At 70.0% G+C, this 1,378-nt stretch carries 2 protein-coding genes; both read right to left on the bottom strand.

Annotated elements, in window-relative coordinates; translation table 11 throughout:
• Nucleotides 1-56: 56 nt before the first annotated feature.
• A complete protein-coding gene (locus tag L995_RS28185; RefSeq protein WP_016452167.1) occupies nt 57-863 on the bottom strand; it encodes a transporter substrate-binding domain-containing protein in 807 nt (268 codons plus the stop codon).
• On the bottom strand, nt 860-1,378 hold a 519-nt coding region (locus tag L995_RS28180), incomplete at its 5' end, for a FadR/GntR family transcriptional regulator (RefSeq protein WP_047474674.1). The genes L995_RS28185 and L995_RS28180, both read right to left, overlap by 4 nt.

Here is a 1,378-nt window from a genome sequence, read left to right as displayed (position 1 = left end):
CCGCGTAGTCGAATTGATAGGCCATGGAAGGATTTCCGGGAACAGGGGCGCAGCGGTTACAGGGTGGCGGGCAGCGGCATCTTCATCCAGCGCTGGGACAGGCTGGTCAGGCGGCCGTCGGCCTTGAGCTTGGTGATGATGGCGTCCACCTTCTGCAGCAGCGCCGGCTCGCCCTTGGCCACGCCGATGTAGCAGGGCGTGTCCTCGACCGCGAACTTCACGTCCAGCTGGCGCAGCCTGGTGCGCTCGTTCACGGCGTTGGCCACGATGTTGCCCAGCGTCACCAGCTGCACCTGGCCCGTCAGGTAGCTTTGCGCGGTGGCGTTGTTGTCCTCGTAGCGCTTGATGGTGGCCGAGGCCGGCGCCACCTGCGTGAGGGCCAGGTCCTCGGTGGAGCCGCGCGTCACGCCCACGGTCTTGCCGGCCAGGTCGGCAGGGGCCTTGATGCTCATGTCCTTGGGGCCATAGACGCTCTTGGGGAAGGGCGCATAGGCCTGGGTGAAGTCGATCACCTTGGCGCGCTCGGCGTTCTTGCCCAGGCTGGAGATGACGATGTCGGCCTTGCCCGTGGTCAGGAAGGGGATGCGGTTGGTGCTGGTCACGGGCACCAGCTCCACCTTCACGCCCAGCTCCTGGGCCACCAGGGCCGCCATGTCGATGTCATAGCCCTGCAGCTTCAGGTCGGTGCCCAGCGAGCCGAAGGGCGGGAAGTCCTGCGGAATCGCCACGCGCAGCACGCCGGCCTTCTGGATGTTGGCCAGCATGTCGGCATGGGCGGCGCCGCCCAGGCCGGCAGCGGCCAGGGTGGCGGCCGCCAGGGCGGTGCGGATGAATGCGCGGCGGGGTGTCAGGGGGGAAGTCATGCGAAAGCTCCTTCGGAAGGGGGGATGAGGCGAAAGGAAAGTGGGTCAGGGTCGGGCGCAGATGTATCGGGCGCCGTTGCGTCGGGCGCCGTCGCGTCGTCCGGTGTGTCGAGATCGATGCCGCTGCGCCTGGCAGCCGACAGCAGGTGGGCGCGCATGGCGCCCGCCGCACCCGGCGCATCGCCTGCGCAGACGGCCTGCACGATGGCGTCGTGCTCGCGCACCGGCTGGTCGTCGGCGCCGCTCCAGGCAAAGGGCAGGCGCAGGCTGTGGCTGATGGCCAGCTCCAGCTGGCGCGCCATGGCCACCAGGCCCGGGTTGCCCGACAGCTGGGCCAGCAGCAGGTGGAACTGCAGATCGGCGTCGGCGGCGGCCAGCAGGTCGCTGCGGTCCAGGGCGTGGGCCAGCTGGGACTGGGTCCATTGCAGCTGGCGCAGGCCGCTGTCGTCGGCGCGCACGGCCGCCAGCGCGGCCCAGCCGGGCTCCAGCACCAGGCGCAGCTCGATCAGCTGGCG

The organism is Delftia sp. ZNC0008, assembly GCF_000799035.1.
GTDB classification, from domain to species: Bacteria; Pseudomonadota; Gammaproteobacteria; order Burkholderiales; family Burkholderiaceae_C; genus Comamonas; species Comamonas tsuruhatensis.
The sequence above is the reverse complement of the archived record's forward strand: the minus strand, read 5'-3'. Positions and strand labels throughout refer to the sequence as shown.

Bases quoted from the DNA above. Each gene is read 5' to 3' on its own strand.
- L995_RS28185 (WP_016452167.1), bottom strand. From the start codon at position 863: ATGACTTCCCCCCTGACACCCCGCCGCGCATTCATCCGCACCGCCCTG.